Annotated in this window: 23 protein-coding genes; 13 read left to right on the top strand and 10 right to left on the bottom strand. The window is 43.3% G+C overall.

The genetic code is table 11. The features are described from left to right. Window positions 1–450: 450 nt before the first annotated feature. The 3 genes from V7654_RS06110 to V7654_RS06120 all read left to right on the top strand — a co-directional run bounded on the left by V7654_RS06110 (window position 451) and on the right by V7654_RS06120 (window position 6,488). The gene (locus tag V7654_RS06110) at window positions 451–2,622 is read left to right on the top strand and encodes an EAL domain-containing protein (protein ID WP_335429294.1); all 2,172 of its coding nucleotides are present in this window, start codon (window positions 451–453) and stop codon (window positions 2,620–2,622) included. Window positions 2,623–2,926: 304 nt separating this feature from the next. Then, window positions 2,927–4,177 (top strand): MFS transporter, encoded by a 1,251-nt coding sequence (locus V7654_RS06115; protein WP_335429295.1) that lies wholly within the window; start codon window positions 2,927–2,929, stop codon window positions 4,175–4,177. A gap of 118 nt (window positions 4,178–4,295) precedes the next feature. After that, the gene (locus V7654_RS06120) at window positions 4,296–6,488 is read left to right on the top strand and encodes a beta-propeller domain-containing protein (RefSeq protein WP_335429296.1); all 2,193 of its coding nucleotides are present in this window, start codon (window positions 4,296–4,298) and stop codon (window positions 6,486–6,488) included. A gap of 630 nt (window positions 6,489–7,118) precedes the next feature. Here the strand turns inward: V7654_RS06120 and V7654_RS06125 are convergent. The 3 genes from V7654_RS06125 to V7654_RS06135 form a co-directional block, all read right to left on the bottom strand. Continuing rightward, window positions 7,119–8,465, bottom strand: coding sequence for a GntP family permease (locus V7654_RS06125; protein ID WP_335429297.1), 1,347 nt, complete (start codon window positions 8,463–8,465; stop codon window positions 7,119–7,121). 120 nt (window positions 8,466–8,585) lie between these two features. After that, entirely contained in the window at window positions 8,586–10,121 is a 1,536-nt protein-coding gene (gene gntK, locus V7654_RS06130) for a gluconokinase (RefSeq protein WP_335429299.1), read from the bottom strand. Continuing rightward, window positions 10,114–10,842, bottom strand: a complete 729-nt coding sequence (locus V7654_RS06135; RefSeq protein WP_335429300.1) for a GntR family transcriptional regulator — start codon at window positions 10,840–10,842, stop codon at window positions 10,114–10,116. The genes gntK and V7654_RS06135 overlap by 8 nt, the downstream gene beginning before the upstream one ends. A gap of 200 nt (window positions 10,843–11,042) precedes the next feature. Here V7654_RS06135 and V7654_RS06140 point away from each other — a divergent pair, with 200 nt between their 5' ends. Continuing rightward, window positions 11,043–11,828, top strand: coding sequence for an arylamine N-acetyltransferase family protein (locus V7654_RS06140; RefSeq protein ID WP_335429301.1), 786 nt, complete (start codon window positions 11,043–11,045; stop codon window positions 11,826–11,828). A gap of 142 nt (window positions 11,829–11,970) precedes the next feature. On the opposite strand, the gene V7654_RS06145 is transcribed toward V7654_RS06140, so the two are convergent. Beyond that, window positions 11,971–12,720: a L,D-transpeptidase family protein gene (locus V7654_RS06145; protein ID WP_335429303.1), complete on the bottom strand. Its 750-nt coding sequence runs from the start codon at window positions 12,718–12,720 to the stop codon at window positions 11,971–11,973. Window positions 12,721–13,063: 343 nt separating this feature from the next. Between V7654_RS06145 and V7654_RS06150 the strand changes: the two genes are divergently transcribed. Then, complete coding sequence (locus V7654_RS06150; RefSeq protein ID WP_335429304.1) at window positions 13,064–13,870, top strand: EcsC family protein; 807 nt, start codon at window positions 13,064–13,066, stop codon at window positions 13,868–13,870. Window positions 13,871–14,359: 489 nt separating this feature from the next. On the opposite strand, the gene V7654_RS06155 is transcribed toward V7654_RS06150, so the two are convergent. From V7654_RS06155 to V7654_RS06170, 4 genes are all read right to left on the bottom strand, one after another. Further along, a complete protein-coding gene (locus tag V7654_RS06155; RefSeq protein WP_335429305.1) occupies window positions 14,360–14,776 on the bottom strand; it encodes a VOC family protein in 417 nt (138 codons plus the stop codon). A 211-nt stretch (window positions 14,777–14,987) separates the two neighbouring features. Then, window positions 14,988–15,284, bottom strand: coding sequence for a putative quinol monooxygenase (locus V7654_RS06160; RefSeq protein ID WP_335429306.1), 297 nt, complete (start codon window positions 15,282–15,284; stop codon window positions 14,988–14,990). 24 nt (window positions 15,285–15,308) lie between these two features. After that, complete coding sequence (locus V7654_RS06165) at window positions 15,309–15,947, bottom strand: nitroreductase family protein (protein WP_335429674.1); 639 nt, start codon at window positions 15,945–15,947, stop codon at window positions 15,309–15,311. Window positions 15,948–15,979: 32 nt separating this feature from the next. Beyond that, entirely contained in the window at window positions 15,980–16,366 is a 387-nt protein-coding gene (locus tag V7654_RS06170) for a MarR family winged helix-turn-helix transcriptional regulator (protein WP_335429308.1), read from the bottom strand. 502 nt (window positions 16,367–16,868) lie between these two features. Between V7654_RS06170 and V7654_RS06175 the strand changes: the two genes are divergently transcribed. Both V7654_RS06175 and V7654_RS06180 read left to right on the top strand, forming a co-directional pair. Then, window positions 16,869–17,753, top strand: a complete 885-nt coding sequence (locus V7654_RS06175; protein ID WP_335429309.1) for an ABC transporter ATP-binding protein — start codon at window positions 16,869–16,871, stop codon at window positions 17,751–17,753. Then, complete coding sequence (locus V7654_RS06180; RefSeq protein WP_335429310.1) at window positions 17,754–18,980, top strand: ABC transporter permease; 1,227 nt, start codon at window positions 17,754–17,756, stop codon at window positions 18,978–18,980. Between the two features lie 229 nt (window positions 18,981–19,209). Here V7654_RS06180 and V7654_RS06185 read toward each other — a convergent pair whose 3' ends face one another. Both V7654_RS06185 and V7654_RS06190 read right to left on the bottom strand, forming a co-directional pair. Further along, window positions 19,210–19,863, bottom strand: coding sequence for a YcnI family copper-binding membrane protein (locus V7654_RS06185; RefSeq protein ID WP_335429312.1), 654 nt, complete (start codon window positions 19,861–19,863; stop codon window positions 19,210–19,212). 24 nt (window positions 19,864–19,887) lie between these two features. After that, window positions 19,888–21,417 (bottom strand): copper resistance CopC/CopD family protein, encoded by a 1,530-nt coding sequence (locus tag V7654_RS06190; protein ID WP_335429675.1) that lies wholly within the window; start codon window positions 21,415–21,417, stop codon window positions 19,888–19,890. A 337-nt stretch (window positions 21,418–21,754) separates the two neighbouring features. On the opposite strand from V7654_RS06190, the gene V7654_RS06195 reads away from it, so the two are divergent. The 6 genes from V7654_RS06195 to V7654_RS06220 all read left to right on the top strand — a co-directional run bounded on the left by V7654_RS06195 (window position 21,755) and on the right by V7654_RS06220 (window position 26,556). Then, window positions 21,755–22,537, top strand: a complete 783-nt coding sequence (locus V7654_RS06195) for an amino acid ABC transporter substrate-binding protein (protein WP_335429313.1) — start codon at window positions 21,755–21,757, stop codon at window positions 22,535–22,537. 60 nt (window positions 22,538–22,597) lie between these two features. Continuing rightward, window positions 22,598–23,257 carry an amino acid ABC transporter permease gene (locus V7654_RS06200; protein WP_335429314.1) on the top strand — a complete coding sequence of 220 codons (660 nt, stop codon included), beginning with the start codon at window positions 22,598–22,600 and terminating at the stop codon, window positions 23,255–23,257. Window positions 23,258–23,272: 15 nt separating this feature from the next. Further along, window positions 23,273–24,019: an amino acid ABC transporter ATP-binding protein gene (locus V7654_RS06205; protein ID WP_335429315.1), complete on the top strand. Its 747-nt coding sequence runs from the start codon at window positions 23,273–23,275 to the stop codon at window positions 24,017–24,019. Between the two features lie 263 nt (window positions 24,020–24,282). Then, window positions 24,283–25,110 (top strand): amino acid ABC transporter substrate-binding protein, encoded by an 828-nt coding sequence (locus V7654_RS06210; RefSeq protein ID WP_335429316.1) that lies wholly within the window; start codon window positions 24,283–24,285, stop codon window positions 25,108–25,110. After that, complete coding sequence (locus V7654_RS06215; RefSeq protein ID WP_335429317.1) at window positions 25,097–25,798, top strand: amino acid ABC transporter permease; 702 nt, start codon at window positions 25,097–25,099, stop codon at window positions 25,796–25,798. The genes V7654_RS06210 and V7654_RS06215 overlap by 14 nt, the downstream gene beginning before the upstream one ends. Before the next feature lie 23 nt (window positions 25,799–25,821). Next, window positions 25,822–26,556 carry an amino acid ABC transporter ATP-binding protein gene (locus V7654_RS06220; protein ID WP_335429318.1) on the top strand — a complete coding sequence of 245 codons (735 nt, stop codon included), beginning with the start codon at window positions 25,822–25,824 and terminating at the stop codon, window positions 26,554–26,556. The last annotated feature ends 104 nt before the right edge of the window (window positions 26,557–26,660 follow it).

The raw sequence follows: 26,660 nt of genomic DNA on the forward strand, positions 1-26,660 counted from the left end.
GAGGGAACATGGGGACGGTTCTCGTGTTCTGGTATAAGGTTCATGAGAACGTGGGGGACGCTTCTCGTGTTCTGATTTAAGGTTCATTCGAACAGTCCAGGCCGGAAAACTTTCAGGTCATTGTTCCAATAAGGGTCATTGGAACAGTGCAGGGCGAAAAAAGTCAGATTTATTGTTCCAATAAGGATCATTGGAACAGTGCAGGGCAGAAAAACGACATTCGACTGTTCCAATAAGAGTCATTGGAACGGTCCAAGGCAAAAAACGTCGGGCAAGTGTTCTAATTAGCAAGCATGAAATGCGGAAACCGTCCCCATGTTCTGAACAACCGCTCATTTTGTAAGGATATTCCATTGGAAACCGGGGCTTTTTACCCGATATATATGGATATAAGTGTAAATAAATTATTGAATCTATGAAATTGGTTTGGATGGGATTGGTGGGTTCTAAATGCGGGCTGATTTAAGTGGCAGTTTTAATATCGGTGTTTATAAATCGTTGTTTGAATACAATCATGATGCTTGTTATGCGGTGGATATGGATGGGAATTTTATTTTATTCAATGAAGTGGCTGAGGTTATTACGGGTTATTCGCCACAAGAGGCTTTTGGGATGAATTTTGTTTCGATCATTCATGAGGATTATCTGCAGGAAACGATTGAGCATTTTCGGCGGGTGACAAGTGGGGAACGGGAGCGATTCGAAACGGTGATTTTAAAAAAGAATAGCGGCGAGCGGGCTGATATACTCCTGACTGTTGTTCCAATCTCGGTAGAAGGTAAAATCATTGGAGCGGTAGGGTGCGCACAGGATGTCACGAAACAGAAGGAGCTTGAGGGGCTGTTAAGCGGGCAGAATCGGATTCTGAAGATGATCGCGAAGGGGGATTCTTTTCAAGAAGTTCTCGACCAAATCATTCTATTGATGGAGAGGTTCACGAATGGGGCACGCTGCTCCATTATGATTGCCGATCAAGAAGGGAAAAGGCTTATGCATGGTTCGTCGCCAAGTCTGCCGGATGAGTATAATGCAGCTGTAAATGGCATCCCGATTGGACCATCAGTAGGATCCTGTGGGACGGCTTCGTATTTAAGGCGTTCCGTCACCGTTACGGATATCGGGACAGATCCTTTATGGGCTGATTATCGGGATCTTGCGTTATCCTACGGTTTAAAGGCCTGCTGGTCATCTCCGCTTTTTGATGATGATCAACGAGTAATCGGAACCTTTGGTCTTTATTATGACCATTCAAGCTCTCCGCGTGAAAAAGATATGCAAATGATCCAGAAAGCAACGGACCTTACCAGCCTGGCGATCCAGCATTACCGGGCAAAAGAGAAAATTAACTTTATGGCATACCATGATGCCCTGACCGGGTTGCCAAATCGGAGGCTGTTTGACCAAAGGGTCCAGGCTGCAATAGCGAAAACCAATGTGAGCGAAGGTGAGAAACTGTGCTTGATGTTCCTGGATCTGGACCGTTTTAAAATTGTCAACGACTCCCTTGGCCACACAATGGGAGACAAACTATTAAGATATGTTTCTGAAAAACTGAAAAAATGTATTGGCAATGAAGCGTTGATATCAAGACAGGGCGGGGACGAGTTCGCGATTCTGCTTGAGCATACTACGAAGGTAGAGGCGAAAACAGTCTCTGATCGAATCTTGAATACCATGTCAGAACTCTTTCTGATTGATGGAACAGAAGTCTACATCACTACCAGTGTAGGGATGAGCTTCTATCCTGATGATGGAGAGGATTTGGGTGTTCTTTTAAGTAAAGCGGATATTGCGATGTATCAGGCAAAGAAGCAAGGAAGAAACAACTATCAGACGTATGATGTATTGCTGGATAAGCAGGCGTTTGAAAAGCTGCAGATTGAAAATGAGCTGAGGAAGGTGCTCGAGCGTAACGAATTCGAACTGCACTATCAGCCAATCTTCCAACTTTGCAGCAACAAAATAGTCGGAGCGGAAGCCCTCCTCCGCTGGAAAAATGAAAAAGTCGGCAGCGTACCGCCTCAAGCATTCATCCCAATCGCAGAAGAAACTGGGATGATTGTGCCGATTGGAGAATGGGTGTTAAAGACGGCGTTGCTTCAGCTGAAAAGCTGGCGCCTAGAAGGAATGGAACCATTAACGATTTCCGTAAATTTATCAATTCGCCAATTTTATCAGCCGAATCTCATTCAAATGATCAGGGAGACGCTTCAGGAAACGGGCGTCGATCCTTGCTGCCTGACCATTGAGATTACCGAAAGCATGACGATGGAAGTCGAAGCCGCCAGCTTTATCCTTCATGAGTTGAAAAAGCTCGGCGTGAACATTTCGATTGATGACTTTGGGACAGGCTACAGCTCACTGAATTACCTGAAGCGATTCCCGATCGACCATTTGAAAATCGACCGCAGCTTCATTCAGGATATCGCCAACAACAAAAGTGACGAAAACATCGCCACCACCATCATCCTGATGGCCCATAACCTGGGACTAACCGTCATCGCAGAAGGCGTCGAAACCCAAGAACAACTTGAACTGCTCAAACACCACAAATGCAACGAAGCCCAAGGATACCACTTCAGCAAACCAGTCCCCGCCGAACAATTCCCGAAACACAGGTAAACATGGGGAGAACATGGGGACGGTTCTCGTGTGCCAATACCCCGTATGTTATTGATTTCCATTTTGTTATCATGTAGTATAGGGATATCAATTCACGGAAGGGTGACCAAGAGGCGATGATCAAATAATCCTTATTGAGAAAATTTTTCGTAATAGGAATTTGATACGAGTATTTTCTGGATAGGATTAGTCTTGCTTTTTGGGAACAAAATTTTAATGATGGAGCTGCCTTTTACGGGTGTGTTCTGTTCTTTTGTTATCAAAATGAAGCCTCCTGTCCAGAAATGGAATAGGAGGTTTTTTTATGTCTGAAATAACAAATGAACAAAAATTGGGCATGGGCGCATTGTTTCAGAATCAGGTAATCAGGACAATTTTGCTGTCTGTGTTATTTCTCCAGATTGGGATTTGGGTACGAAATTATTCAATCCTTTTATATGTAATTGAAAAAACAAACGAAAACCCGGTCGCGGTTTCGATGATTTCGGTAGCTGAATTCGCGCCGATCTTCCTGTTTTCTTTTATCGGCGGGACGTTTGCCGACAGGTGGCTGCCGAAGCGAACGATGATTTGGTGTGATTTGTTAAGTGCGGTATCTGTGTTTGTTGTACTGCTCACCTTATTTTTTGGCAGCTGGAAAGTGATTTTCTTTGCGACGCTCGTGTCGTCAATCCTTTCGCAGTTTTCACAGCCGGCGGGGATGAAGCTATTTAAGCTGCATGTACCAGCTGAGCTTATCCAGATGGGTATGTCTATGTACCAGACAGTTTTTGCCTTATTTATGATCCTGGGTCCGGTTCTCGGAACTTTTGTCTACGAGCAATTTGGCATTATGGCAGCTGTCGCTATCATGGGCATCGCGTTTGTATGCTCAGCAGCTGTCTTGTTGATGCTGCCGGCAGATCAAAAAACGGTGGAAGAAAAGCGCGAAACATCCTTGATGGAGGAAATGAAGGATGGGTTCCGCTACGTATTGAACAGCAAGCATTTATCCTTGCTGGGTGGGACGTTTATGGCGGCAGGTCTCGCGATTGGTTTGACACAGCCGCTTGGAGTATTTTTAATAACGGAAAGACTTGATTTGCCTAAGGAAAATCTTCAGTGGCTGATGGCGGCATTTGGGATCGGCATGATACTCGGCGGAGGTATTACCGTTGGGATCTCAAGAAAGGTTTCGCCGCAATTGCTTCTTGCGATTGGATTGACAGCAAGCGCGATCGGCTTTGTCGGAATGGGAATGTCAACGGCTTTCTGGCTGACCTTGACCGCACAGTTTTTCTCAGGGTTGTTTATGCCTTGCATTCATATTGGAATCAACACAATGATTCTGCAAAATACCGAAGAGGCCTTCATCGGAAGGGTCAATGGCATTCTGAACCCGGTATTCATGGGAGCAATGATCATCACCATGTCAGCGTCGGGATGGATTAAATCTCATCTATCTATTGTGTATATGTATGAAGCTTCAGCAGTGTTGCTGCTGGTCGGAATATTGGTATTGTTGCCTTTGATGAAAAAAGAAGCAGCACCCAATCAGTTAAAGGGAGAAATATAATTTTGAGGCGTACAGATATTGATCTGTACGCCTTTTTTTGTGCAACGATTCGGGATATTTTTTATTATTCTGAAACGCATGCCAGGAAAGTTCGTCTAATCTTGCAGGAGGGATTTTGATGAAAAAATGGTGGATTTTAGTAAGTGTTTTGCTTTTAGCGATCGTGGGAGTGGCGTTCTTTACTTTTTCCCAGTTAAAGGTTGTAAATGCCTTGGATGGGGATGAGAAGCCGGTTGTATTGACGAATAAGGTGTGGAAGGTTCAATTTTCCGAGAAAATCTCAGAAAAGAGCCTTAATTCCAGCTTGGTTTATGTCACAAATGACAAAGGCGAGAAGCAGAAGAATTCCTTAACCCTTAGTGACGATCAAAAATCCATCTATATCAATCCCCCTGAAAGCGGGTACGATCCTCGTTCGGAACTTTACACACTTCATTTTAAAAAAGATATTGAGTCTGCGCTGGGTAGAAATTTGCTCACTTCTCGCTCTATGCAATTTATCGTAAAGGAAAGTCTGCCTATTGTTGGCTCGCAGGAAAAGCTGGCAGGGTATTTTGAAGAGATTCTGAAGGAGCAGAAAAAGGCTCGGGGCTGGTTTGAGGAAACAGCTACGAAAGATGGGGCCAAGAGTGATTCTTCTGCCGAAGCAGATAAATCTTCATCTGCGAATGATGTATCGGAAACAAACGTCCAGGTTCAAGGAGTGGATGAAGCTGATATTGTAAAAACAGACGGGAAGCACATTTTCCAGGCTGAACAAAATAAGGTACGGATTATCAAAGTAGGAGCTGGCGGGCAGATGGAGCTTTTATCTACGATTGCCTACCATGAATCATTTGCACCGTCCCAACTTTTTCTGGAGGATGATCAGTTGGTGGTCATCGGCTATCAATACCACGATTTTCAGAGATCGTATGAGGATATCGTGAAAGATACAAAGATTGCCCCGATGATGCAGTCGACAAAAGTCATTATTTACAATGTGAAAAACCCTGCAAAACCTGCACAGATAAGGGAGATCGAGCTGGAAGGTTCCTATGTCTCCTCAAGGAAGGTGGATGGTGTCGTTTATTTGATATCCAATCACTATCCGGATTTTTGGCTGCTTGAGAAAAACCGTGAGATTGATATCCGGCCAAAGTATTCAGACTCTGCAGATAGGGGAAAGGAGAAAAAGGTCAGCTATGACGAAATTCGCTATTTCCCAGATTCACGGGAACCTAACTATACGATGATCGCAGCGTTCGATCTTGACCAGCCTGATAAGGAAGCCGCGATTACCACGTATTTGGGAAGCGGAAATCAAATCTATATGTCCAAAGAGAATCTTTACCTGGCCATCCAGAATTACACCGAACAGCCAATGGATGAAAGGGGCATAATCGCGCCAGATACCGATATCCACAAATTCACGATCAACGGAATGAACGTTCGTCATCATAGTTCCACGACAGTTCAAGGGATGGTGTTAAACCAGTTCTCAATGGATGAGCATAACGATTTTTTCCGGCTTGTGACGACGAAAGGATACGCATGGGATGAATCCAAGCCGTCTTCCAACCATCTCTATATTTTAGATAAAAACCTTAAGCTTGCCGGTAAAATTGAAGGACTTGCGAGAGGGGAGAGAATTTACTCAGCAAGGTTCATGGGAAACCGCATCTATATGGTCACTTTCAAGGAGACAGATCCTCTGTTTGTTATCGAGGCAAGTGACCCTAGAAATCCTAAGGTCCTTGGTGAATTAAAGATTCCGGGCTTCAGTAATTACCTCCATCCATATGATGAAAATCATATTATTGGGTTTGGACAGGATACAATGATCGTTACCGATAAGGAATCCAAGTCTGGAACGCGGATTCTCACCAATGGAGTCAAGATTTCGCTGTTCGATGTCAGCGACATGTCCAATCCAAAGGAGAAATTCTCGGAAATCATCGGTGGGAGGGGAACTTACTCGCCACTGAATTATGACCATAAGGCACTTCTATTTAATAAAAAGAAAAACCTGTTCGCCTTCCCGATCACAGTCTATCAAAATAGCGACAAAAATGAATACGAACAAATCTTTGAATATCAGGGTGCCTATATCTATAACATTGACCCTGCAACCGGGTTTAAGCTGAAATCAAAAATCACCCACATCAACGGGCAAATGTCGGTCTACGAGGAATACGACAGCACCATCCAGCGTCTGCTCTATATTGGTGACACCCTGTATGCCCTGTCTCCAGCTAAAATCACAAGCTATGATCTTAAAACGAATGTGAAGCTTGGGGAGCTGGGGTTAGGTGGGGGGATAAACAAATAATACTTGATAGAGAGACCTTTAGGTGAGGTCTTCTCTTTTTCTATTTAGTTGTTTCAATGGCCGTTATTGGAATGATAGGGCAGTTTTTGGGTTTGAGTTGATCCAATGGAGCTTATTGGATCAATGAATTGTAAGTTTCTGGATTTCGGCTATTCCAATGGACGTTATTGGAACAAGTATATTCCAGTTTTTAGATTTAAATTGTTCCAATGGAGCTTATTGGGACACGAATCTGCTAGTTTCTGGATTTCAGCTGTTCCAATGGACGTTATTGGAATAAGTATATTCCAGTTTTTAGATTTAAATTGTTCCAATGGAGCTTATTGGGACACGAATCTGCTAGTTATTGGATTTTAGCAGTTCCAATGGCCGTTATTGGAACTGTGATCGGCCAGTTTTTGGATTTGAATAGTTCTAATGGAGCTTATTGGGACAACGGTCTTCCGGTTTTCGCCACCTGAATTGTACAAATGGCCCTTATTGGAACAGATAACGATTTGGTTCACCCCATTCATGCTCCAAAATTTAATCAAACGTTTGATTAAATTGAAAAAATGCATGTGGAACACGAGAACCGTCCTCATGTTCCAAAAAAGGCCAGCCCCGAATTAAGGGACTGGCCTTTTCCAATTATACGAACAAGCTTAGCAATAGGATAAATCCTAATCCTGCTACAGAGATGATTGTTTCAAGCAGTGTCCATGTTGCGAATGTTTCTTTCATGCTGAGGCCAAAGTATTCTTTGAACATCCAGAAGCCTGCGTCGTTTACGTGTGATGCGATCAAGCTTCCTGCGCCTGTTGCTAGTACGACTAGTGCAAGGTTAACGTCTGTTTGGCCAAGCATTGGGATAACTAAGCCAGCAGTTGTTAATGCTGCAACTGTTGCAGATCCTAGAGAGATACGCAGGATAGCTGCGATAATCCATGCAAGCAGGATTGGTGATAATGAAGTTCCTTTGAATAGTTCAGCTACATAGTCACCAACGCCGCCGTCGATCAAGACTTGCTTGAAGGCACCGCCGCCTCCAATGATCAAGAGCATCATACCGATGTGAGAGATGGCAGTTGTACAAGAGTCCATAACCGTTTTGATCGGAATTTTACGAGCCAATCCCATTGTGTAGACTGCTACTAACAATGAAATCAGCATCGCTGTTCCAGCTTCACCGATAAAGCGGATTCCTGCTAGGAAACTATTATCTTCAAACCCTAGAGTTTTTTGAAGCAAAGTAATGATTGTTGCAATTGACATTAAGATAACAGGTAAAAGTGCTGTGAAAACGCTGATTCCAAAACCAGGTGTTTCTTCAAGCTTGAAAGTTTTTTGCTCTCCAAGTGATGCGATATTTCCTGTTTTATTGAATGATTCTGGTACAAGCTTTTTCGCGATTTTTGTAAAAACTGGACCAGCTAAAATTACAGTTGGAATTGCAATAATGAAACCATAAAGCAATACTTCACCAATGTTTGCACCATACTCACCAGCGATAACTGTTGGTCCTGGGTGAGGAGGCAGGAAGCCGTGTGTTACGGATAAAGCGGCTGTCATTGGGATACCAAGATATAAAATAGAAATCTTTAATTCTCTTGAAATCGCGAATACGATTGGAATTAATAGAACCAAACCTACTTCGAAGAATAGAGCAACACCGATAATGAATGAAGCAGCTACGACTGCCCATTGAATGTTCTTTTCACCAAATTTGTTTACTAGTGTCATAGCGATCCGCTGGGCACCGCCGGAATCAGCGATCAATTTACCAAGCATTGCGCCAAGACCAAAAATGAGCGCTAAGTGGCCGAGCGTTCCGCCTAAACCAGCTTCAATTGTTTTAACGATGACATCTAAAGGCATTCCAAGTGCTAAAGCTACACCAAATGAAACGATAATTAATGAAACGAATGTGTTTAGCTTTAAGCCCATAATGAGTAAAAGTAAAGCTAAGATACCAATTGCTACAATTACCAATGGCATTGTAATTTCCCCCTAATTGTATTTATTTTATTTTTCCCGCATGAAGCGGGTCATTCCCATTGTAAAATAAAGCGCTAACATTTTTGGTGAGGGGATATAAAGAATCCCCCGTGAGAGAGCTTATTTGATCAAGCTTCTCTGATAGTTTGCGATACGTGAATAATCTTTTTCCAAAGCTCTGGATAAGCTGATGAAGATTGGCACCAGCTGTCTGTATTCTTTAGCAGCATCTTCATTAGGCGTATGCTTATGAGTGCTGCCGATCATGTCAGATACGACCTCGAATGAATCGATTTTACCTGTTGCATACAGGCCTAAAATACAAGCGCCCAAGCATGAGCTTTCATAGCTTTCAGGTACGACCACGTCTGTGTCGAATATATCGGACATCATCTGGCGCCACACTTCTGATCGTGCGAAGCCGCCGGTAGCCTGGATTCTCGTCACAGGCTCTTTCATCGCTTCTGTCAGGGCCAAATACACTGTATATAGGTTAAAAATAACTCCTTCAAGCGCTGCGCGAATCATATGCTCTTTTTTATGGGACATCGTCAGGCCGAAGAATGATCCTCGTACATCCGGGTTCCATAATGGCGCTCGCTCACCTGCCAGGTAAGGGTGGAATAGCAAACCCTCAGCTCCAGGTCTGACGCGTTCAGCAATTCTTGTTAAAACATCGTATGGATCGATGCCAAGTCTTTTGGCTGTCTCCACCTCGGAAGCGGCAAATTCATCACGGATCCAGCGAAGGACCATCCCGCCATTATTAACAGGGCCGCCGATTACCCAGTGCTTTTCGGTTAAGGCGTAGCAGAAGATTCGTCCTTTTTCATCGGTTTGCGGCTGGTCGATGATCGTGCGAATCGCACCGCTTGTTCCGATGGTGACAGCAATTTCGCCTTTGCCAATCGCATTGACGCCAAGGTTTGAAAGGACCCCGTCACTTGCACCGATGACGAAAGGTGTTTGTGGGTCAATACCAATCTGCTTCGCAACTTCTGGATTGCAGTTTGTGAAAATCTCAGTTGTAGGAACGAGCCTGGACAATTGATCACTAGTGATGCCGGCAATTGTTAAAGCTTCCTCATCCCAATCCAGATTCTTGAGATTCATCATGCCCATCGCAGAGGCGAGGGAGTGATCGACTACATATTGGTCAAAGAATTTTTGGAAGATGTATTCTTTGATTCCGATATACTTTTTCGCTTTAGAGGCGATTTCAGGACGTTCATTCACAATCCAGGCAATTTTGCTCAAAGGTGACATAGGATGGATTGGTGTTCCTGTTCGCTTGTAGATTTCATGCCCGTTCAGCTCATCTTTGATTTTATGTGCCCATGCTTCACTGCGGTTATCCGCCCAGGTGATACATGGGGTCAGCGGCTGGTCATTTTCGTCAATCGCGATGACACTGTGCATCGCGCTGCTGAAGGAAATGAAGCTCAGCTTCTTTTGGGAATTTTGTTTCATGATTTTCGTGATAGCCGTTAATACAGCCATGTAAATCTCGTCAGGGTCTTGTTCTGCAGTTGAAATGTCCGGCGTGTAAAGCGGGTAGCCGATATTCTCCTGCTGGATGACTTCACCTTTTTCGCTGAATAAAACAGCTTTTGTACTTGTTGTACCGATGTCGATCCCTAACATATAGCTAGTCATTTTTCTCAACTCCCTTGGATAACGTTTGCTGCGACATCCAAAGATCTTCTACCTTGCCTTGAACATCATCAAAATTTTGGTGTAAGGATTGGATCATCAGGTCTCGATTCTTTGTTTTGATGGCTTCAATATAAAGCTCATGATTTTCAATAATGCGCTGGAAGTCCTCATACTTTTCCTCGACCCTTACTCGCATCGATAAAAGAATGAATGCTTCCATAACCGGTTTTGTATTATCCCAGATCATCTTGATGTATGAATGGTTGATAGCACGGATGATCGTTTCGTGGAATAGCACATCCTGTAGGGAAAACTCATCGGCATCTTTGTATTTGATGGCGATTTTCATCATCTCAAGGATTTTGCTAAGTTCACGCACCAGCTCAGTTGTGTCTATTTTCATCATTCGTTCGAAAACAAACGTTTCTATTAATAAACGAACATCGTAAATTTCTTCGATATCCTTCTCCGTCAGACCAATGACAACAGCGCCCATTCTTTCTAAACGGATCAGATTCTCAGAGGCAAGAATTTTAAGTGCTTCACGAATGGGTGAGCGACTTACGTTAAAATCAGCAGCTAACTTATTTTCCGAAAGGATGGCACCGCTTTCAATCAGCCCTGAAATAATCTGCATTCTCAGCTCACTCGCAACGCGGTCACCAGTAGAAGCCTTCGAAAGCCATTTTTGAGGATAAAGAAAATCCTTCTTTTCACTCATTTATTACACCTTCTTATTAATCAAGTATACTTGTATACAAGTATATTAAATCGGATTCAATAAAATTGCAAGCGTTTTCTCGTAAACATGGGGACGGTTCTCATGTTCCACTTTGGAACACGAGAACCGTCCCCATGTACCTATTTTGTTCTAAGTGTGGGGATATTATTTTAAAATGGTAGTGGATAGGGGGCTTAGTTATGAGGGATTTAAATTATTTATTCCGGCAGCGGATTGGTTTTTCTGAGGATGAGCCGATCACTTTGGATAACCTGGATTGTGTTCTTGAGCGGACGGCGGCGGCTATTCCGTTTGAAAACCTTTGTGCGATTGCTGGTGATGACAGTGTCATAAGTGAAGACACTCTAATGGATAAAATTTTTATGCGGAATGAAGGCGGGCTTTGCTATGAATTAAATGGCATCTTTTATCTCTTTTTAAAGGAAAATGGGCTTGATGTTCAATTAATTCGTGGAGCGGTGTATGTTTCGGAAAAAGCAGCTTTCAGCCCCACAGGTAGTACGCATGCAGCCATTTTGCTGACTTATGAGGGCAAGAAGTACATAGTGGATACTGGTTTCGGCGGGAATCTGCCTTTAAAGCCAGTTCCGATGGATGGAACGGAGGTCAGCACGCCAACCGGGGAGTTCCGGGTGGTAAAGGAGGATAGCCAGTATGGAGATTATTTTTTAGAAATGAAGCTAAAGAACAAGGATACGGAATGGAGAAAAGGGTATGCGTTTGATTCCTTGCATCCAGTCAAAGAGGTTGGTGAATTAACGGGTGCAAAGAAAATCATCACCGAACACCCACAATCGCCTTTTAACAAGAAGCCATTGCTCACAAGGGTGACTGTTGATGGAAGCATGATCCTGACGGAACCTAGCTTTATATGGTGGAAGGATGGGCAGATACTGAAAGAAGAAATCGATGCTGAGAGATTCAAAGAACTGGCTAGGGTGCATTTTAAAATTCGGGTGTGTTAAAGGTCCCTCTTGATATTCAGGACCTGTTGAGATTGGAGTGGAGGGTACTCGACTGTTGGAACTGTTTCCAGCCAGACTGACCAAAGAATCCCGAAAAAAAAAGGCAGCCATCAATGCAATGGTTGCCTTAATTTGAGCTATTTTATTGCATTCCTAGTGCCTTTTGCGTGGCCGGTCCGGCTACTCCGTCGACCTTAAGTTTTTTGGCTTTTTGGAATTGCTTGACGGCTGCTTCTGTAGCCGAACCGAATATTCCATCGATCCCCTTGGTGCTATAACCCTGGTTAGTAAGGGTCTGCTGCAATTTCCTGACTTCAACACCCTTCATGCCCTTTTTCAGGATAGAGCTTGAAGGAACTGTTGACACTGGAACAGAGGACTCGCCTGTAACCTTATAGCCATTAGCGGCTGCAATGGAAGTAAAGGACTTGTTAGAAGTAGTGATGATAACAGGAGTGTTTACCTTTACCTGCTTAAAAAGCCATTCCACTTGGTCATCGTACATTCTGATGCACCCGGCACTCACATATCCGCCGATTGATTTAGGATTATTGTTGCCGTGAATTGCATAGGTTGTTCCCCAAGTCCCTTTCGCATTCAGCCCAAGCCATCGGTTGCCAAGAGGATTCCTTGGGTCGCCGCCCGGTATATTCCCGCTGTAATAAGGGCGGTTCACAATTTTGTTCACGATTTTGAACTTGCCCTCCGGCGTATAAGAAGGTTTCCGCCCAGTACCGACTTTGAACGTTTTGATCAGTTTATTGTTCTGATAATAAGCCAGTTGATTATTTGACTTATTGATAATAATAATGTCCCCGCCCGCAGCCATTGCTGGTGCCTCAAAGAACACCATGGATACAAGAAGCATCATACTGATAATGATTTTTTTCATTTCCCATCCCCCTTGAGCTCAAAAACTGTTTAACTTTTACAGACCCGGCCTACCAATACAAAACATCTGGTGGCGTGCATGATTAAAAAGTTTTTACACTCTTATAAACGTAGTTCTTTCATAATAGTTACATAATTTACCCTTATTTGGTAAAAGTTTATTTCTTGTTTTTGTGACAAAAGAATTGTGTTTTTGTCGATATTTGGAATAAGTATGGATACTTTTTTACTAGCAGGACCTAATAAAAGATGAGCATTATTTAAGAGTTATGAATGTGAAATGAAACCTTCCAGTCTAGTTAAACGTTAATATAAGTATCAATTTTGACAGGTGGAGGAAATACATGGAGACTAGAGAGCAGTTGTTAAGTGAGCTGAGTATGATTGAAAAGTGGGAGAAGGATCAGAAAGGGTTATGGTTTTGGGAGAAGCTGACCCGCCTGCCATTTAAAATGCTGGACCGGTTTACTCCAAAGTTCATTCAGGAGAAGGTAGGAAGTTTGCTTGATGAGCTTGGGAGCTTTATTCAGAATGGCGGACAGTATTTGTCGAGTGAAAAGTCGGTGTTCCATTTTATCGAAAAAAAGACCGGTCGGGAAATCAAAGAGCTGTCGGACCTTCAGGGTGTTCCAGTAGAGGAAACGAAGAAGGTGAGCTTCGAGTTGGGGGAACAGCGGAAGAAGGCTGCTATGATTCAGGGTGCAAGCACAGGCATCGGCGGCATTTTTACACTGGCGATTGATATTCCAGCGGTGCTGGCCATTTCCCTAAAAACACTTCAGGAAATTGCGATGATTCATGGCTACGACCCTAAGGATAAGAAAGAAAGGTTATTTATCATCAAATGCCTGCAATACTCTTCGGCTGATGTCGTCGGGAAACAGGCGATTTTAAATGAGCCTTCCGATTTTAACAATGAAAACAGATCCCGTGAAGTCATCTCACAGCTTCAAGGCTGGCGTGAGGTGACATTAGCCTACACAGAATCCTTCGGCTGGAAAAAGCTGCTCCAGATGGTGCCCGTAGCCGGGATTGTGTTTGGGGCATTTGCCAACCGATCGATGGTGAGTGATTTAGCAGAAACAGGGACGATGCTTTATCAGAAGAGAAGGATTTTGGAGCGGCTGGATAGGGATTCTGGGGAGAGATAATGTGTAACGAAAATGACCAGGCTTGAATGGTTCGCCTGGTCATTTTTTAATCTATCTTATTGGTATTTTTGCAGAACAATTCTCTCTTCAACTTCGCTCTTCAACCTGTTCGAATGGTGAAGGGAAGCCCTAAGGGAACAAGTCACCCCAATACTTCACGCGTGAGTGGTCATAAGGAGGCTTATTAGAACCGTTCAACTCGTTTATTCTCTTGCGAATGGTCATAAGGAGGCTTATTAGAACCGTTCAACTCGTTTATTTTCTTGCGAATGGTCATAAGGAGGCTTATTATAACCGTTCAACTCGTTTATTTTCTTGCGAATGGTCATAAGGAGACTTATTAGAACCGTTCACCTTGTTTTTTATCAAGCGAATGGTTATGAGCAGCCTTACGAGAACAACACACCCGGATTTTTCTCGTAAGAGTGGTGATGGGAAGCGCTCCGAGAAAAAATCCACACTCATTTTTCTCCTGCCAATGGTCCGTTTTCATCTAATCCCATTTGTATTTTGCAAAACAATTCTCCAGCCATCCGGGTCCGCAATTGTTACACCGGCTTTTTTCCAATAAGGGTTTTCTGGTTCGACTTCTGGATATCCCATATTATATAGCCGTTTTACAATGGCATCGCGTGCGTCATTGTCTGGAATATAGAAAACAAGTAAGTTGTCTTCCGTCGGCGCAGGGCAAGGACTGCCGTTTTCATGTTGAGTGAATTCCAAGTGATATCCCGCTTCAGGAAGCCCCAGCATCACTCCGTCATAGCCATCATGCTTTTCAAACCTGCCAACTACTTTCAGCCCAACACCATATCTGTAAAATTCAACTATCTTATCTAGCTGATTTGTCGGACGAGCAATTCTGAACTGAACAACAGGAAGCTTCTCTGACCATTTCTCTTTCATAACAGCACCTCCATCTCCTTCAAATCGTTTGTTAGTTCCATTTTATAGTTTGAATGTCAACGATTAATCATCAATAGGAATGATAAAATCTCAGACTTTTGATGGAGCAGAGGGGCATGGGAGGTTCTCGTGATACAACCAAAGCAAGAACCCCGTCCACATAGAAAATGCCTGTCCTCATGATGATGAAAATGAGGACAGGCATTCGTGTTTATTTTCTGATAGGCTCGGCATTAAATAGTTTCACATCAGCCGGGGCTGCCATGAATTGGGGAGCCTTTGACATGAAGTTAGTGAAATGTTCGGCTTGATTATGATTCTGGACTGCATCCATGTCCTTCCATAATTCCACCATTGTATATGAGCCGGCTTTTTCGCTGTCCTTTAAAAGGTCATAAGAAATATTGCCTTCTTCTGCTCTCGAAGCTTCAACCAATGATTGGACTTCTTTGAGGAACTCTTTTTCCTGATCTGCTTTTACCTGAAAACCTGCATGTATAATAATCATGATTCATTTCTCCTCGTCTCTAGTTTATTTCCACTCTGTTATAACATCTAAAGGCAAGCGGACAGATGGATAGCCCTGGTCAGCGGCTTTGCCGATTGAGATCAGCATAACAGGGTAAAAACGATCCTTGTCCAGATCAAATGCTTCGGCAATACGGTCTTTTTCATATCCGCCAATCGGATTCGTATCATAGCCGTGTGCGCGAGCCGCGAGCATCAGCTGCATGGAAACGAGACCTGCATCAATGAGGAACATTTCTTTTTTCTGCTCATTTGTCATCGTTTCGACAAGGCCTTTGATTGCCGGAACCTGCTGGTCTCTTACTTCCGCTGGCATAAATCCTTTTTCCACGGCAGTATTATATATGGTTTCCAAATACTCCTCGCTCTTCATGTCAACAAATACGGCAATGACTGCTGCAGATGATGCGACTTGTCTTTGATTGAATTTTGCTAATGGAGCCAGCGTTTCTTTTCCCTCATTAGAATCAATCACGACAAAACGCCATGGCTGCAAATTAACAGATGAAGGAGCTAAAGTGGCTTCCTCGAGGATTTCAGCCATTTCTTCTTTGCTGATTTTTACAGTCGGGTCATAATTCCTGATGGAACGGCGTCCTGTGATGATTTCTTTAAAGTCGTTGATTTTTAGTTTATTCAAGATGTACACTCCTTTTTGATTCTCATGATGTGTGGTTAAATCTCTTCTATATTCTCCTGAATGCGGGTAAGTATATCGAGCAGTTTGGAACTTTCCTCTTCTGAAAAACCTTTAAGGACATTGGATATGAACCGTTGTTTCTCTTCGCAGTAGGCAGCCACTTTCCGTTTTCCCTCATCGGTAAGCTGCACATAGGTAAAACGGTTATCCTCAGGGCTTTTTCTGCGGATGACCATCCCGTTTTCCTCAAGCTGCTTGAGATGCCTCGTTACGGCAGCATGATCGATGTTTACCTTTTTCTGAAGGGCCCTCTGGGTGATTTCCTCTGCATAAAAAAGTTCCCGCAGAATCTCAAGACGAGATTGGCTGATGCCAGTACAGCGTTCAAACTTAGACGTTAATTTTTTATTTAACTCAAACATCCGTTGAAAGATTAATTCTTCTTCCTTGCTGCATTCATACAAATACAACCGCCGCCTTTAAATGATTGATAGGTCAATTATTGATACATCAATTAATATAATACGCTAGTAACGAGAAGTCAAATGGTAGAACATGGGAACGGTTCTTCTGTTTCATTTTCGACCCTAAAAGGAACAAGGGAAGCACCCTTTGTGTTTCACTTTTAACCCTAAAAGGAACGTGGGCACCATCAATTTGTATATTTTTCCCCAAAAAAAGAACACTGGAACCACCTTTCATTTTCACCAAAAAGGAACACGGGAACCATCCATATGTTTTTCGCTTTCAACAAAAAATGGAACGCGAGAACCGTCCCCACGTTCACTTTTAACCTAAAATGGAACGCAAGAACCGTCCCTGTGTTCACTGGTAAAACATTGTACTTTTGTAAAAAAATGTTGTTCAAGGGTTGGGCTTTCCTTTAGTATTAAGGGTGGAGTAGGTATAAAGGAGGGGTCGTGTTTGCTGGAAATTAAGAATTTATCGAAGCAGTACAGTGGGAAGATAGCTGTTGATTCGCTTTCTTTTTCGGTATCGCCAGGGGAAGTGTTTGGTCTCTTGGGACGGAATGGAGCGGGGAAGACGACGACGATTAAAATGATGCTTGGCCTTGTTGCGCCTGATGGGGGCACGGTGAAGTGGAACCATAAAAATGGATTGGGGCATGTTTCATACGGCTATTTGCCTGAAGAGAGAGGACTCTATCCAAAAACGAAGGTGATTGACCAGCTTACATACTTTGCGAAGCTTGAAGGCCTGGGGAAGAAGGAAATCAAGAAAAGCATCGATTACTGGATTGACAGATTTGATATCGGTCAGTATCGGAATAAGCTTGCCGGCGACCTGTCAAAAGGGAACCAGCAGAAGGTCCAATTGGTCGCGACTCTTTTGCATAATCCTGAATTGATCATTTTAGATGAGCCTTTCAGCGGATTGGACCCGGTGAATACGAACCTGCTGACGGAAGTCATTTTAGAGGAAAAAGAAAAGGGGAAGGTCATCATCATGTCCAGCCACCAGATGGACCAGGTCGAGAAATTCTGTAAGCAGGTGGTCCTCATGAAGGAAGGAAAGGCGATCATTTCAGGTGACCTTACAACTGTGAAAAATTCCTATGGCATGATGTATTTATCTCTGTTTGGAGAGGTCAGTCGTCTAGTAACCTTTTGCTCTGCAAATGGACACTCTTATGAACAGGATGGGAAGCGAGTCATTGTTTCGTTGGAACAGGACCAGGATCCACTTGCGATTTTGACTCGATTGAAGCAGGAAGGTGTGGACGTCAACGAGGTTACCTATCTCCAGCCGACGCTTCACCAAATTTTCGTTGATAAGGTGGGATCCTAAATGAATACTTTAGGCACAGCGTTTTTGTTTCATTTTAGAGAACAGATCCGTACAAAGGGTTTCAGGATTACTTCCATCGTCATGTCGGTCGTCATTTTGGGGTTCTTTGCTTACAATCACTTTATGTCAAAAGAAGAAGAAGTAAAGATTTCGGTCATTAATAATTCTTCCTATGAGGTGAATGAAGATGCGCTTGGAAAAATGATCGAAGGGCTGAAATACAGTGAAGTTGAAGCGGATCAGCTGGATGCTGAAAAGGAAAAAATCAAGGAGCAGGATCTTGATCATTTAATCGTGATTGATGAAAAAGATTCACTTCCTGTCCTGAATTATTCCTATCATCGCTATCCTGATCCAAATGTCATTTATGCCTTCTCGACGATTTTACAGCCGCAGTATCTGCAAAAGGTTGCAGCTGAGCACTCCATTTCCCAGGAAGCTGTTGGCGACTTGTTTGCCACGATTCCTGTAGAGAAAAACATGCTTGCTGAGAATAACGGCAGTCTCGGAATTGTTTATGTGTTCATTTTCCTGATGTATACATTTATTATTATGTTCGGCCAGGGAATCGCAATGAGCATCACAGGGGAAAAATCGACCCGAGTCATGGAAGTCATGATCACGAAAATCAAGCCGGTTTATATGCTGTTTGCCAAGGTGCTCTCAAACCTGGCGGCGGGCCTGATCCAGGTATCGATATTCTTCCTTGCAGGATATCTTGCCTATTTGATTGGCTGGATCAAAACAGACCAGCTCAGCATTTTCGGTTTCTCCTTTGATTTATCGCAAATTGATGCAGCACTCATCTTTATTTTCATGTTTTTCTTTGCCTGCGGCTATCTTGTGTATGCGCTCTGCTATGCAGCACTAGGTTCCGTTATTTCACGGACCGAGGACCTTGGCAGTGTCGTGGGGCCAGTGATGATGCTCGTAATGGGTGCCTTGATGGTCGGCATCAAAACGATGATGGACCCAACTGGCGGACTTGTCACGTTCGCGACCTACTTCCCATTTTTCTCGCCGATTGTCGCCTTCTCAAAGTATGTCATGGGCGAACTATCAACAGCGGAATTAATAGGGAGTGGGGCGGTGCTTGTTGCTTCGATTATGCTGATCGCCTACCTGGCTTCCCGCATTTATGTAAAAGGAGTCATGGTGTACGGAGAAAAATTCAAGTGGTCCCAGTTAGGTGACATGATGAAAAAAGAGAAATCACAGAGCTTATAGTTCGTGAGAGCCTGGAACACAAGGTTCTTTCATCTATTGACTGAACTTAAAATGTATTAACAACGATAATAAAATATAAAAAAGCAAAAACTCGCCTCTATAATGAACGGCAATTGTTAGTTTCATGTCTGACAATTGCGGTCCATAATGGCGAGTTTTTTTGTTCGGATCCTTATTACACTAAAGAATAAGGCATGAGAATCAAATTCCCTTGCCCGAATGGTTTTATTTACCCTCTTTTTCTGAGAGAAATAACCAATGCCAACAATCCTGCAATCAAAGCTCCGATAGAAAGGTAAAGCGGGACATTGCTGGTTACTGATTTTGCTTCAGCGTCATTTGCGTAGTCTGCAGCAGCACTGTGATCTTTGGAAGTATCAGCCGATGTACTTCCATGTCCATGATCAGATGTTCCATCAGCAGGATTCACTACAGTCACAGAAGCTGGTTTATCTGCATCAGGAGCACCTACCCATTCAACTACACTGCCATCGCTGTAGGTTTGATACGCTTTCCAGACAATTTCCTTCGCATCATCCCCGACTTTTCCTTGCATGTTAAATTGGCCGAATTCAGTCGATGATAAACCTTTTCCTTCGGTTGTCCACGTAACACTCGTGATTTTTCCAGTGTCATCTTTTTGAACTTCGTATGTCCAGCCTGGTTTAGGCTCAAAGCGAGTAATATTCACTTCTTCAGGGAATTTCACTTGGACTTTCGTCGTTTGCACCTCTTCACTTTCGGATGGAACACGGACAGTAAATACTTCATATTTCCCTTGTGATGTTTCCTGTGGCTGAACGTTTACATGCGCGCTTGCCACTCCAACAAAAAGTGTGATAGCACCAATCATGGAAATGGTGAATGTTAAAAATTTTTTCATTTTAAAATCTCCTATATTTTCAATTTAATAAACAATGAAATCCTTATGGAATACCTGCTCATTGTCGTCTGAATCTACTATTCTAAGCTCGGCAGTCCAATTTCCTTCCAACGGCAGATAGGTACCATTGATCTTGTATTGAACATTCGTGGACTGGTCAATTTCGGTAAAAGGCACTTGAATCGGTTCGATTTCCGTGTTGTCTTTATAGATTAGGAATAGCTCGATCCGTTTAATCTCAATTTCTTCTTGATGCGAATTTGCTGTGACTTTGAAATGATTGTACCCAGGTGTCTTGGGTGAGATCGACGTTGTAAATTCAATGGAACGATCTTGATTTTTCCATTCCAAAGGTTCGTTTTCCGGGAGTGGATTCAAGTGTGTTAAGACACCAACAATTCCTAAGATGATGATCATCAAACTAAAATCGATTTTGACCAAGCTGGCGATCGGATCTTCTTTTTTCTTTTTCATCGTATTGCGTAAAAGTGCGCCAATGACGAATACAAGCAGAACTAAGGCGATTTTAACCAAAAGCAATTTTCCCCATTGTGCATGGAGCAGAAAATTCAGCTGCGGCAAGAAGATTAAAGTGTAAGCTGCTCCCGTTACAATCAGGATCAGCATGCTGATTAAGGCAATTTGCGAAAAGAATGGAAGGAATTGTCTAATGTGTTCCCTCTGCTTTTTCCAGTAGGTTAGAATATACAGCAGGCCACCTGCCCATATGGCGGCTGCAAGTAAATGGACGACATCCAATTCAAGTGACATGGAGCGGATTTCCGGTTCAAAGGCTGCAGCATGTCCGTTAAAACTCTTTGCCGCCAGCATCATCAATACCCACACTAAATCAAGCGCTTTGAAACGAAGCAAGATTGGAAAACCTAACAGAGATAAAAGCACAGTAACGACCAAAGAGATCCCTACTGTTGTGCCTGTTAAAATCGAACCGATTTCAGTCAGTGTCCAGTGATCAAGTAATTCTGACAATTGTACGAATCCCAATCCAACTGTGGTTATGAACAGCGCCATTTGTAAATGAAGGGCCCTCTGTCTGAAGGTGGTCTTGATTTCTTCCTTTTCTAAACTATGTATGGTCCCCCATACAATCCAGCCAGTCGTCAGGATTAATGCCATGTAAAAAAGAATTCTCACCAACGACGTAAAAATATTAACCGCAGCTGAACTCTTTTGTTTTTCTAAAACAAGTTGGTTTATATCTCTTTTTAAAACCGTTTCTTGCCCTATAGAAACGACATAAGAACTCTTAACCGGATGACTATCCGCTGATATTACACTATAGGATATGACATAATTTCCGTCAGGCAGGTCAGGCAAAGATTGTTTTATCGATTTTTGATCTTTACTCATCTCCGGTTTTTGCTTGCCGACTCTTTCCCCATTTTCATTAAAAACCTTAATCGAATAGAGTTCGTTTTCCAGTCTTTCATCGAAGGTCAGAACAATATTTCTTGGAGGATCTTTTAATTCACTATCCGGGGAAGGCTCAGCCATCTTTAGCGACGCATGGGCAAAAACTTCTTGCGGCACCATGAAAATGAAAAATAGAGAACATATAATGAAAAGATTTCTTAGGGCGCTTCGCTTGCTAACGATAAATATCACCTACCTTTTGCAAAAATCCACATACCCTAGAGTGTATCATTTATAGCTTTGAAGAATCAATTAAACATTTATGGCAAAATCAGGCCCGCGCTAATTTTACTGGTCCTGTAGGGGAATAAACTTCCATAGTACCACCGATTATTTTATTAAAATATCATATTGAAATAAGCAATAATCTGGTGTTATAATGTGATAGCGTGATAATATGCTAATATGGTAACGTACTAAAGGATTCTATAAAATTAATAAAAGGTGGTCATCATAGATGAAACGTTTTGCGACGATGCTTATTTTAATAGCATCAATATTGGCGATTTTTACAGGCTGCTCGAATTCTTCTGAAAAAGAGAACAGCGAGGACAAAGCACTTGTAATCGGAATCGATGATAAATTTGCTCCAATGGGATTCCGCGATAAAGATAACGAGATTGTCGGTTTTGATATTGACTATGCTCGTGCTGCAGCAGAAAAAATGGGGAAAGAAGTGAAATTCCAGCCAATCGACTGGCAGACAAAAGAAGCTGAGCTTAGCAGCGGCAGGATTGATTTGATTTGGAACGGGTACACTATCACAGATGAGCGTAAGAAGAAGGTGCTTTTCACAAAGCCTTATTTGAAAAACGCACAGGTCGTTGTGACACTTGCTGATTCAAAGCTTGCTAAACTGGATGATTTAGAAGGCAAGGTTGTCGGCTTGCAATCTCTTTCTTCCGCTTCAGACGCGCTTGACGCTTCTCCTGTAAAAGAAAAGGTTAAAACTGTTACTGAGTTCTCTGACAATGTACAAGCTCTATCAGATTTGAAGAGCGGCAGAATTGATGCAGTGATCATTGATGAAATTGTTATCAACTATTACATGACGAAAGAGAAGGAATCTTTCAAGGTTCTTGATGAATCACTAGCTCCTGAAGAATATGGTATTGGCGTTAAAAAAGGCAACGAAGAATTACTTGAAAAGCTGCAAAAAGCTCTTGATGATATGAATGAAGATGGAACAGCAGCTAAAATCTCAGAAAAATGGTTTGGTGAAGATAAAGTATTGAAGTAAATATAAGGCAAAGCAGGGTTTCCATCCGGAAGCCTGTTTTGCTTTTGGAGGAATCTTTCTATGTCTTTTGATTACATTACATCCATAATTGGGCCAATGCTTGAAGGGGCGCAGATGACCATTCTGCTTTTCGTGATCGCGATTGTGTTATCGATTCCGCTCGGATTCCTTCTGACACTTGCTGTTAAAAGCGACTTAAAGCCTTTATCGTGGCTGGCTCAAGCCTATATATACGTGATGAGGGGAACCCCTCTGTTATTGCAATTATTATTCATTACCTTTGGGCTTCCGATGATTCCTGTTATTGGTGAATATTTTGTTCTCGACCGATTTGTCGCTGCCAGCCTAGGTTTTGTCCTGAACTATGCTGCTTACTTTGCGGAGATTTTCCGCGGCGGGCTTCTTGCCATTGATAAAGGACAATACGAGGCATCCAAAGTGCTTGGTTTGAGTAAATGGCAGACAACGACGAAAATCATTTTACCGCAAATGTTCCGGGTAGCACTTCCGGCCGTGGCGAATGAATCCGTGACCCTGGTGAAAGACACAGCCTTGCTTTACGCAGTGGCCGTGCCGGAATTGCTGCACTTTGCGCAAACTGCCGTAAACCGCGATTTCACGATCGTGCCGTTTTTCGTCGCAGGTTTGATTTACCTGATCATGACGCTTGTTTTAACATTAGTCTTTAAATGGATTGAAAGACGTTTCAAATTTGAATAAGAAGGATTGGTTAAGATGGCAATCATAGAAGTATCCAACCTTAAGAAGTCATTTGGGACGCTCGAAGTCCTGAAAAATATAACGTTTAATGTAGAAAAAAATGAAGTGGTAGCCGTCATCGGGCCTTCCGGTTCGGGGAAGAGTACGATGCTCCGCAGCCTGGTGCACCTTGAGGAAATAAACGGTGGAAGCATCAAGGTGTCGGATGAGTACTTGGTTAACGATGGCCAGTACGCGAAGCCGCAGGATTTGAAGAGAATCACCTCCAAAATGGGGATGGTCTTCCAGCACTTCAATCTGTTCCCGCATTTGACTGTCAAAGAAAATCTGGAGCTGCCACCTCGCCTGGTCAAGAAAGAGCAAGCAGCAGTTATCCAGGGTCGCAGTGCTGATTTATTAAATAAAATCGGGCTGACGAATTGGGCAGGTGCCTATCCTGCTAATTTGTCAGGCGGTCAAAAGCAGCGAGTGGCCATCGCAAGAGCGCTAATGATGAATCCCGAAATCCTGTTGTTTGATGAGCCAACGTCCGCGTTGGATCCCGAACTGACAGGAGAAGTACTGCAGGTCATGAAGGACTTGGCAGAAGAGCAAATGACAATGGTCGTCGTCACCCACGAAATGGGCTTCGCCAGAGAAGTCGCCGACCGAGTAGTATTCATGGACAACGGCGAAATCATCGAATCCGGCCACCCATCAGAACTATTCACAAACCCACAGAACGAACGAACGAAAGCCTTTTTAAATAAAAGTTATAAGTAGAACTAAGAGCTTAATCCCTATTCGGTTTAAGCTCTTTTTTTGGTACATGGGGACGGTTCTCGTGTTTCATACGCAATGTTGTGTGAACAGAAGAACCGTCCCCATGTTCAAAACTTAGTGATTGACTTATATTGAGTGTGATGATAAATTAATCTCATTGGAAAACTCGGAATTAATTATTCTTTTTCCGAATTGCTGATAAAAAGGCGATATTTGTGGGAAATTAACTACAAATTACTGAAGACCATTTAGGAGGATGTTAAATGAAGAAATTATCATTTCTTTTAGTGTTGATATTGTCGGCTGTTCTGCTGGTTACAGGCTGCGGCGGCCAGGAGAGCAAGGAGGATGATGTTCCTCAAGGGAAGGATTCATCTGAAAAGGAAAATGCTGTTCTTGCAAAGGTTGAAAAAGAAGGAAAGCTTCTTGTTGGGACAGAGGGCACATACCCGCCGTTCACTTTCCATGATGAGAGCGGAGAACTGACAGGCTTTGATGTGGAAATTGCGAAGGAAGTAGCCAAGAGACTTGGTGTTGAAGCTGAGTTCAAGGAAACTCAATGGGATGCGATGTTTGCCGGCCTTGATGCGAAGCGTTTTGATATGATTGCCAACCAGGTTGGGATCAAGCCTGAGCGTGAAGAAAAGTACGCGTTCTCTAACCCGTATATCACGTCTACAGGAGTTTTGATCGCTCACGAGGACAATACTGAAATCAAAGGTTTTGAAGATTTGAAAGGGAAAAAGGCTGCACAGTCCATGACGAGCAACTATGCGACTATGGCCAAGGAGAATGGGGCAGAAATCGTTGGGGTTGAAGGCTTCAACCAGGCGATTGAGTTGATTATGTCTAAGCGTGCCGATGTCACGATCAATGACAACCTTTCTTTCCTTGATTTTAAAAAGGCAAAGCCAGATGCAAAGGTTAAAATTGTTGCAGAGAGCGAGGATGCTTCAAAGAGCGGCTTGATGTTCAGGAAAGACAGCGAGACACTTGTTGAAGCTGTAAATGGCGCGCTTGCTGATATGATCTCTGACGGTACGTATGACAAAATCTCCAAGAAGTGGTTTGGTGAAAATGTACTTGAATAATATCTTTGCCGACCCGGAAAAACTGGCGAGGCTGACGGAAATTGCCCAAAATTCATTGGTCCCCCTTTTACAGGGGGCTATTTTTTACACAATCCCGTTAACGCTTATTTCTTTTATATGCGGTTTGGGATTGGCTATTCTGACGGCGCTTGCCCGAATATCTGATGTAAAAATACTGCAGGTCATCGCTAGGGTGTACGTATCAGCCATCCGCGGAACGCCTTTGCTTGTGCAATTATTCATCCTGTTTTACGGATTGCCCACCATCGGCATCGTTATCGATCCATGGCCATCCGCAATCATCGGCTTCAGCCTGAATGTTGGTGCGTATGCCTCTGAAATCATCAGAGCCGCAATCCTTTCTATTCCTAAAGGACAGTGGGAAGCGGGCTATTCAATCGGCATGAGCAGCAGGCAGGTGCTGAGAAGAATTATTTTCCCGCAGGCAACAAGGGTGTCAATCCCGCCATTATCGAATACGTTTATTAGCCTTGTAAAAGATACATCCCTTGCATCGATGATTCTTTTAACAGAAATGTTCCGGCGGGCCCAGGAAATCGCTACGACTAATTATGAATTCCTTCTTCTCTACACGGAAGCAGCGCTCATTTACTGGGTGATCTGTTTCATCCTTTCAATCGCTCAGGGAAGAATGGAAACTAGACTTGACCGATATGTATCACGATAGATTGAAAGGAAAGGAGGATCTTCATGATTTCTATTAAAGGGTTAAAAAAATCATTCGACGAGCTGGAAGTTTTAAAAGGAATTGACCTGGACATCGATAAAGGAAAGGTCGTCGTCATTATCGGACCATCCGGTTCTGGTAAAACCACGTTCCTGCGCTGCCTGAATGTCCTTGAGACACCTACAGAAGGTGTCATCACGATAGGCGGGCAGGAAATGGATTTTTCCGAAAAGGTTGCGCCAAAAGCTGTTTCCTCCTTCCGCCGGCTGACCGGGATGGTTTTTCAGGGCTATAATCTGTTTCCACATATGACGGCGCTGGAAAATGTAATGGAAGGTCCGTCCACGGTAAAAAAAGAACCGAAAGATAAGGTACGGAAGAATGCCGAATACTTCCTGGAAAAAGTCGGACTCTCCGACAAGCTGGACTATTATCCGTTCCAGCTATCAGGAGGCCAGCAACAGCGTGTCGGGATTGCCAGAGCGCTTGCGATGGAACCGGAGGTCATGCTGTTCGACGAGCCAACATCCGCATTGGATCCAGAATTGATCGGAGAAGTTTTAAAGGTTATGAAGGATCTCGCCAACGAGGGCATGACCATGGTCGTCGTGACCCATGAAATGCGATTTGCCCAGGAAGCCGCCGATGAAGTCATCTTCATGGACGGCGGCGTCATCGTCGAACGTGGAAAACCCGAAGATATCTTCACCAATCCAAAGGCCGAACGGACAAAACAATTCCTGCGCATGATTCAATAATAAATTGAACAAAGGTCCTCAATCGAGGGCCTTTTGTTGTTTCGTAAAGTAAAGCGGTGAAGCGGTGGGGGTCAGACCCCCAATAAGGTAAAGCGGTGAAGCAG

Origin of the sequence: Bacillus sp. JJ1609, from assembly GCF_036967045.1 — a bacterium.
Lineage (GTDB): Bacteria > Bacillota > Bacilli > Bacillales > Cytobacillaceae > Mesobacillus.